Annotated in this window: 8 protein-coding genes; 4 read left to right on the plus strand and 4 right to left on the minus strand. The window is 65.9% G+C overall.

Annotated features, from left to right (window positions below):
• Positions 1-767, minus strand: a 767-nt coding sequence (locus ACNA7R_RS17880; protein WP_416284881.1) for a P-loop NTPase, incomplete at its 3' end; no start/stop codon positions are given.
• Positions 768-1822: 1055 nt separating this feature from the next.
• Here ACNA7R_RS17880 and ACNA7R_RS17885 point away from each other — a divergent pair.
• On the plus strand, positions 1823-3106 hold the full coding sequence (locus tag ACNA7R_RS17885; RefSeq protein WP_416284882.1) for a Cdc6/Cdc18 family protein: 1284 nt from the start codon (positions 1823-1825) through the stop codon (positions 3104-3106).
• A 118-nt stretch (positions 3107-3224) separates the two neighbouring features.
• Here the strand turns inward: ACNA7R_RS17885 and gdhB are convergent, their stop codons facing one another.
• Positions 3225-4499 (minus strand): glutamate dehydrogenase GdhB, encoded by a 1275-nt coding sequence (gene gdhB, locus ACNA7R_RS17890; protein WP_416284883.1) that lies wholly within the window; start codon positions 4497-4499, stop codon positions 3225-3227.
• Between the two features lie 278 nt (positions 4500-4777).
• On the opposite strand from gdhB, the gene ACNA7R_RS17895 reads away from it, so the two are divergent.
• The 3 genes from ACNA7R_RS17895 to ACNA7R_RS17905 are packed head-to-tail and all read left to right on the plus strand — an operon-like array spanning position 4778 to position 6773.
• Entirely contained in the window at positions 4778-5239 is a 462-nt protein-coding gene (locus ACNA7R_RS17895; protein WP_416284884.1) for a MaoC family dehydratase, read from the plus strand.
• 2 nt (positions 5240-5241) lie between these two features.
• Positions 5242-6156: a PH domain-containing protein gene (locus ACNA7R_RS17900; RefSeq protein WP_416284885.1), complete on the plus strand. Its 915-nt coding sequence runs from the start codon at positions 5242-5244 to the stop codon at positions 6154-6156.
• Positions 6153-6773 (plus strand): PH domain-containing protein, encoded by a 621-nt coding sequence (locus ACNA7R_RS17905; protein WP_416284886.1) that lies wholly within the window; start codon positions 6153-6155, stop codon positions 6771-6773. The genes ACNA7R_RS17900 and ACNA7R_RS17905 overlap by 4 nt, the downstream gene beginning before the upstream one ends.
• 115 nt (positions 6774-6888) lie before the next feature.
• Here the strand turns inward: ACNA7R_RS17905 and ACNA7R_RS17910 are convergent, their stop codons facing one another.
• Both ACNA7R_RS17910 and ACNA7R_RS17915 read right to left on the minus strand, forming a co-directional pair.
• Positions 6889-7239 carry a DUF5658 family protein gene (locus ACNA7R_RS17910; protein WP_416284887.1) on the minus strand — a complete coding sequence of 117 codons (351 nt, stop codon included), beginning with the start codon at positions 7237-7239 and terminating at the stop codon, positions 6889-6891.
• 130 nt (positions 7240-7369) lie between these two features.
• The coding region (locus tag ACNA7R_RS17915; RefSeq protein WP_416284888.1) for a carboxyl transferase domain-containing protein at positions 7370-8061 on the minus strand (692 nt) is incomplete at its 5' end.

Below are 8061 nucleotides of genomic sequence, written 5' to 3' on the forward strand. Positions count from 1 at the left end.
GTGCCGCCTTTCCTGCAGTGGGCCGTGACGGACGCGGTCTGGGGCGGCAACTCCCGCGAGGATTGCGCGGAAGCGTCGGGCGCCTGCTGGACGATCGTGTAGACGGCGTCGCCGATCCCCGGCGGGAGATCGACCAGCAGGACGTCCCGGTCGTCCCAGGTCGCGTCCCCGAGCAGGTCCTTGAGGACGTCGTGGACCATCGCGCCGCGCCAGGCGACGGGGCCGTCCTCGGCGATCAGATCGAGGCTGACGACCTCGATCCCGTCGGCCTCGATCGGTTTCGGTCGGCCCGAGGGCGTGTTCTGGACCGGTCCCTCCGCGCCCAGCAGCCCGGGGATGTCTGGCGCGTAGACGTTCGCGTCGAAAACGGCGACGTCGAGCCCGGCCTCGTCGAGCGCCCGCGCGAGCGCGGCGGTGATCGTCGTCTTGCCGACGCCGCCCTTCGCGCTGCCGATCGCGATCAGCGAGTCGACGCCCGTGACGGGAAGACCGCTCTCGGGGGCCTCGGCGTCGGTCGCCTCGATCCGGACGTGGTCGATCCCCTCGGTCGCGAGCCCGGCACCCCGAAGCTGGTCCGAGAGGCGCTCGCTCAGCTGTCGGTTGAGCCGATCGAAGACGACCGTGAACGTCACGACGCCGTCCTCGACGGAGACGTCCTCGAGCAACTGCTCGCTGACCGGGTCGCCGTCCGCCAGCTGTACCTCCCGCGTTCGGTCGATGACTGCGCGTTTGATCTCGTCGTCCGTCCGCGGTGTCTCGTCTTCCATGGGCGTCTGTTCGGAACGGACGGTATTTCACCCAGCGTCTCTTCCCAGGGGCTGGGAAGTCGTTGCCGGACGGGGTTTAGACGCGTTGTCTCTCGAGCGGTGTTGGACTCGTTGCCCACCGGTTAGTCGGCGCGCCGCCGTCGTCCCCCGGTCCCCTCGTTCAGAGTGTAACGGCTCGAGCGGGAAGCCGCGGGGAGCGGCGATGGTGGGCCGCAGCTTTTCACTCTGAATGGGGTGTGTGGCCACCCCCACCCCTCGTTCAGAGTGAAAAGGGCTTCGAAGGTGTCCCCCTCCCCGTGGGGGGCGACAGTGGGAGGGGTCTCCAATAGGGAACCAGCGTATCGGCCGGGAACAACACAGTCGAGACGTCTCGCGATGATTCTACACGACTACCCGATCGAAGCGGAAAGGCAGAGTAGACCCTCCTGTATAGAATACGGCATACTACCAGCATGCTCTCTTGGATGCTCATGTAGCACGCTATCTTGGTGCGCGTTACCTTGGATCAGGATAGCAACTACCGTACTATCATAGATAGTATCTAGATAGGTATCCGAACACTAGATAGATATCTAGACAGACATCGTAATTAACTAGATCTGTACTAGACGTTATTCATCTACAAGCAACAACAACCTATACCATAAAATATAATACTAACTAGTAGACCTCGTCCGTAGATAATGCTAGTTAATCTCTCTCTAGAGATGCTCTGTTGGCATATCAACAGTACCATCACGTCTGTATCATCATGTCTGTACAATCACGTATTCACAGCAGTTTCTGCCTCGACCCCGCGGTCTCCCACCGTCGTTCCACACCTCCCACCCCCCATCCCCTCTCTCGAGCCGTTACACTCTGAACGAGGGGTGGGGGTGGGGTGGGAGAGAGCACGGAAACGCCGGCGGAGTCCGCCCGTAGTTCAGTCTGCATGCGGCCTCCGACCCGCTCACACTGATTCTCTCGAAATACATCGGTTCAACGCCGCTCGGGATCCGTTATCAGTCTGAGCTACCTTCCATAGTTTTATTATACGACTCTCCAAGGACAGCAACATGACCGAACAGGCCGGTGGGGATCCCCTCTTCCAGTCGCAGGATCCGATCTTCAATCGGAAGGAGCTCCTGCACGTCGGCCACGTTCCCGAAGAGGACCGGATCGTCGGTCGGGACGACGAGATCCAGTCCGTCGCCGCCGAAATCGGGGCGATCACGCGGGGCGACCCACCGAACAACGTGATGATCTACGGCAAGACCGGAACCGGGAAGAGTCTCATCTCCCGCCACGTCGCGACCCGAGCCCGGGACGCCGCCGAGGACAACGAGATCGACTGCGGCGTGCTCTACGTCGACTGCTCCGAAGCCAACACCGAAACGCGGGCGACCCGCCAGCTCGCACTCAATCTGGCCGATCAGACCGGCTACGACCAGCACATCCCGGTCCGGGGCGTCGGCACGATGGAGTACTACCAGCACATCTGGTCGGTTCTCGAGGAGTTTTTCGACTCGGTGATCGTGATCCTCGACGAGATCGACAAGCTCGACAACAGCAACATTCTGATGCAGCTCTCGCGGGCCCGCGAGGCGCGAAAGACCGACGCCTACATCGGCGTCATCGGCATCTCGAACAAGGTCCAGTACCGCGAGACCTTAGACGAGCGCATCGACAGCAGCTTCGGCCACCGGGAGCTGTTCTTCCACCCCTACGACGCCGCGCAGCTCCGGGAGATCATGCGCAATCGGCAGGACGCCTTCCAGCCGGACGTGCTCGAGGACGGGACGATCGAGCTCTGTGCCGCCCTCGCGGCGAAGAAACACGGCGACGCGCGCAAGGCCATCGAGATCCTCAAGGAGGCCGGCGAGCTCGCGCGCCGAACGGCCTCCGAGAGCGTCTCGGAGCGTCACATCAAGCAGGCCCAGGAGGTCGCCGAGATCAACCGGATCGAGGAGCTCACCAGCGGGGCGACCGCCCACGCGAAGCTGGCGCTGTACGCCCTGGCGAGCTGTATCGTCACCGGCGACCGCGAGACGTACAAGACCCGCGAGATCTACGAGCGCTACGCCGACATCTGCGAGCTGGTCGCGACCGATCCGATCACCGAGAACGGGCTCTACCGCCAGCTCAAAGAACAGGCGTTTCTGGGCGTCATCGAGTCCGAGAAAACCGGCGGCGGTCGCTCCCAGGGGAGCTACCTCCTCCACCGCCTCGTCACCGACCCGAAACACATCGTCAAAGCCGTCCGCCGCGACGACTCGCTCGAGGAGCTGCCGCCCTACGACAAACTCGCCGACAGCAACGACTCGACACGCGGGCGCGTCGACCTCTCCTCGTTCTCGTAGGTCTCGGTTCAACCCCTCGTTTCCGTAGTCTCTCCGGCTTTCTCGAGCCGTTACACTCTGAACGAGGGGTGGGACCCCGACCCAACGGTCGCGGCTGCCGACGGCGACGATACTCCGACTACGGCCACAGCCCGCGGGCGTCGTGTGCCTCCGCGATCCGCGAGAGCGCGACGAGATAGGTCGCGTCGCGCCAGGTGACGTCACGCGCGTCGTACTCCTCTCGAACGGCGTTCCACGCCTGGAGCATCTCCGACTCGAGTTCCTTGTGGACTCGCTCCAAGCTCCAGGCCCGGCGGTTGATGTCCTGGAGCCACTCGAAGTAACTCACCGTCACCCCGCCGGCGTTGGCGAGGATGTCCGGGATCACGGCAACGCCCTGGTCCTCGAAGACCTGGTCTGCCGCCGACGTCGTCGGCCCGTTCGCGCCCTCGACGATCATGTCCGCCTGGACGTTGCGGGCGTTCTCGACGGTCAACACGTTCCCGATCGCCGCGGGGATCAGCACGTCGACGTCGAGCTCGAGCAGCTCCGGATTCGAGAGTTTCTCGGGGGCGTCGTAGGTCGATACCATCCCCGGCGTCTCGTCGTGGTCCTCGACGTCGTTCGTGTCGAACCCGTCGGGGTCGTAGATCGCCCCGTCGACGTCCGAGACCGCGACAATCGTCGCGCCGCGTTCGTCGAGGTACCGGGCCGCGTTCGCGCCGACGCTGCCGAAGCCCTGGACCGCGACCGTCGTCTCCTCGAGCTCCCGGTCGTAGTACTCGATCGCCTCCCGCGTGACGATCCCGACGCTCCGGCCGGGGGCCTTCTCGCGGCCCTCGGAGCCGCCGATGACCGGCGGTTTCCCCGTGACGACGCCGGGCGTCGTCTCGCCGGCCTGCATCGAGTAGGCGTCCATGAACCACGCCATGGTCTGCGGATCGGTTCCCATGTCGGGAGCCGGAATGTCCTTCATCGGGCCGATGACGGGGCGCAGCTCCTCGGCGAACCGGCGGGTGAGCCGCTCTTTCTCCCCTCGGCTCAACTCTTTCGGGTTGACGACGACGCCGCCCTTCGCGCCGCCGAAGGGGAGGTCCATCACGGCGCACTTCCAGGTCATCCACATCGAGAGGCCGATACACTCGTCCTCGGTGACGCCGGGATGGTAGCGCAGCCCGCCCTTGTACGGGCCGCGGACGCTGTCGTGGTGGGCGCGGTAGCCGGTGAACATCTCGGTCGTCCCGTCGTCGCGCTCGAGCGGGATCGACACCCGGTAGACGCTGGTCGGATGACGGAGCCGTTCGACGACCCCCTCGTCGACCTCGAGGTGTGCCGCGGCGCGCTCGAGCTGGCGGCGGGCGGTTTCGACGGCGCTCTCGGATTCGGGTTCGGCTGTGGATTCGGCTGTAGTCATTGTGGGACGGTACTGCACCGAACGACTCGGCCGGCGAGCCGGGTCGGGTGCAGGCTAGATCGAACCGATCGGCGCGTCGAACAATAATCCTTGTCACTTCCGGCCGGCTCGGGCAATACTTGCGGGCCCGCGAGGGCGACTCACGATCACCACTCGGGAGGACGACCCGTTGAGCGACCCCGGAACGAGCACCCGGGATTCGCGTCTCGGGTGCCCCTCCTCGACGAACGCCTCGAGATCCCGACGCGCTTTTGTGCGGTCTCGTGGAGGTCGAACGCATGACGGGACTGTACTACGAGGAGTTCGAGGTCGGCGAGACGATCGAGCACGAGCGCCGGCGGACGATCTCCGAGAGCGACAACCAGCGCTTCTGTGATATGACGATGAACCAGCAGCCCCTGCACTTAGACGAGGAGTTCGCGGCCGACACCCAGTTCGGGGAGCGGCTGGTCAACGGGCTCTACACGGTGTCGCTGGCGGTCGGGGTCTCGATCCCGGAGACGACCGACGGAACGATCGTCGCGAACCTCTCCTACGACGACGTCGAACACCCCCAGCCGGTGTTTCACGGCGACACGATCCGGGTGCAGTCGACGGTGACCGACAAGCGCGAGACCAGCGACGGCGAGCGCGGGATCGTCACGATGCGCGTCGAGGCGTTCAACCAGGACGACGACCTCGTCTGCGAGTTCGAGCGCACGGTCCTCTCGCTGAAACGCGAGCGCGCGGAGGCGGAGTGACGATGTCCGCCTCCGGTGACGCCGCCCTCGAGCGCGACCTCGAGTGGCTCTCGCTGGAGGACGACGAGGAGATCGTCTGGGCCGGCGGACCCGACCGCCGCACACTGGTGCCGACGCTGGCGATCGGGATCCCGCTCTCGATCGTGCTGATCGGAATCGTGCTCATCGTCGGCGAGTACCTCCGGATCCGCAACACCGTCTACGTGATCACCGACAGCGCCGTCTACCGGAAGACGGGCGTGCTCTCGCGGGACGTCAAACGGATCGACCACGAAAAGGTCCAGGACATCTCCTACAGCCAGTCCGCGCTCGGTTCGACCTTCGGCTACGGCACCGTCGAACTCACGACGGCCGGCGGCGCGGGCGTCGAGATGGCGTTTCGGTCCGTTTCCGAGCCCCGAACGGTCCAACAGCGGATCAGCGAACAGGTCGGCCGTCACCGCGATCCGGGGCAGGGAGAGGGTGACGTCCTCGAGGAGATCCTCGCCGAGCTGCGGGCGATCCGCGCGGCCGTCGAGGGATCGGCCGTCGGCGACGAGATACCGGATATCGACGGTGAGATGTCGGAGACCGACGGTGAGATGTCGGAGATCGACGGCGAACGGTTGCTCGAGCCCGACTCGGGAGCCGAACCCGAAGCCGAGCCGAGGACCGAATCCGAGTCGAGAACTGACTCCGAACCGGATCGCCGGGAGCCCGTTCGCAGACGACAGCCGCCGACGGACGACGCGGACCCAGCGGACGACGGTCCGCCCGATGGCGCCTCGTCCGGCAACGTCTCGTCCGACGACCGACTCCTCGAGGGCGACGATCCGCCGCTCGATGACCGTCCGCTCGAGGGCGACCCCTCCGGTGACCGCCCGCCCGAGAGTGACTCCTCGCCGGACCGATCCGACGACGAACGGAACCGACGATGACGGCCGAGACGGCCCGTCCCCGAACCGATCCCGACGACTCGATCGCTCGGGACGAGGTCGCATCCTGGCTGGCGCTCGAGCCCGACGAGCGACTGCGGTGGCGAGGCCGACCACGGATCCAGACCGTCTACCCGTGGGTGGCGGTCACCGTGTTCGCCATGGCCGCGGTCGCAGCCGGCGTCGCGCTCGAGTTCCTCACGATCCTGGCGCTGGGCTGGCTCCCGGTGCTCGCGGCGGTGCCGCTGTGGCCCTACGCCCGGCTCGCGAGAACGGAGTTCGTGATCACCGATCGCCGGCTGGCGATCAGACGCGGCGTCGTCGGCGTCTCGGTACGGACGGCCGGCCTCGAGCGGATCCAGAACACGACCGTCACGCAGGGTGTACTCGAGCGGGTGATCGACGCCGGAACGGTCTCGATCGAGACCGCGAGCGGATCGACGCTCGCGTTTCGCTCCATCGACGCCCCGGTCGGGGTTCGCGCCGAACTCGAGCGCGCGGCGGGCGAATCCGGGACGGCGGCAGTTCCCGGTACGCAGGCACAGTGGACCGCAATCAGGGACGTGGTTCGAGGCTGGCGCGTCGCCCTCGAGGGACGGACCGGTGGCGGGGATCGATAGCACCCGCCGGAACCCGGACGAACCCGAGGCGCTCATACGGTTTCCTGTACGTCAGTACCGGCGCAACCGCGACCCGTGCGGCGGTTGCGCCGGTAAATCGGTACAGCAATCCGTATCAGACGACCCGCGAGATCATGTAGAGGTTGATCCCGACCGCGACGGTCCAGGGGATCGCGAGCCCGGCGGGGACGATCATCCGATAGAGCTGCGGAAGCAGCGGGCGACAGGCGAGCCCGACGCCGACGGCAGCCCCCTTCATCGCGACCATTCCGACCAGTCCGTAACTGTAGATCACGTTCCTGGCGATCGGGTTCGACTCGGCGAGCCCGAGCTGGAGGCCGACGAACGTCGTGACGACGTCGCCGACCAGCGAGAGCGCGACGAGCAGCCAGAGCGCGCGCTCGAGTTCCCGTGGCGTCAGCTCGCCGGGGAGCCGTCTCGAGGCGTATCCCTCGTCGAAACCCATGAGTCTCCCCGCCGGAGTCGAACCGGCGGCTGCCCCTCGGGAGCGTGTGGCTCACCTCGACGAGGAGCGGTTTTGTTATGAGAGCGATAGCGATCGGATAGGCGGCTACTAAACGGTTCTCGAGGCCGAACTAGAGGATCGTACCGTGTTTCTTGTCCGGCAGCTCCTTCTCGAGACCCTCGTAGAACGCGAAGCGGGCCGACAGCTCCTCGCGGAGCGTGCTGGGCGGAACGATTTCGTCGATGACGACCTCGCTGGCCATCCGGTGGACGTCGATGTCCTCGCGGTACTCCTCGCGAAGCTCCTGTTCTCGCCGCTCGCGCTCCTCGGGATCGTCGATCTCGGAGAGTTTGCGCGCGTAGACGGCGTTGATCGCGGCCTCGGGGCCCATGATGGCGATCTCGCCCGACGGGAGGCCGATGACGCTCTCGGGGTCGTAGGCGGGGCCGCCCATCGCGTAGATCCCGGCGCCGTAGGCCTTCCGGACGACCACCGTCTGCTTGGGCACCGTCGCCGACGAGGTCGCGTAGATCATCTTCTTGCCCTGCTCGAGGATACCGTCCTTCTCGACCTGCGAGCCGGCCATGAAGCCGGGGGTGTCACAGAGGTAGAGCAGGGGGATGTCGAACGCGTCGGACTTCCAGATGAACTCCGCGGCCTTCTCGGCGGCGTCGGGGAAGATCGCGCCCGCGCGGTGGGCCGGCTGATTCGCGACGATCCCGACGGGGCGGCCGTCGATCCGGGCGTAGGCGGTGATGATCTCCTCGCCGTAGTCGGGCCGTAACTCGAAGTAGGATCCCTCGTCGACGACCCGATCGATGA

This window comes from Natronococcus sp. (genome assembly GCF_047921035.1).
In the GTDB taxonomy this organism is placed as follows: domain Archaea; phylum Halobacteriota; class Halobacteria; order Halobacteriales; family Natrialbaceae; genus Natronococcus.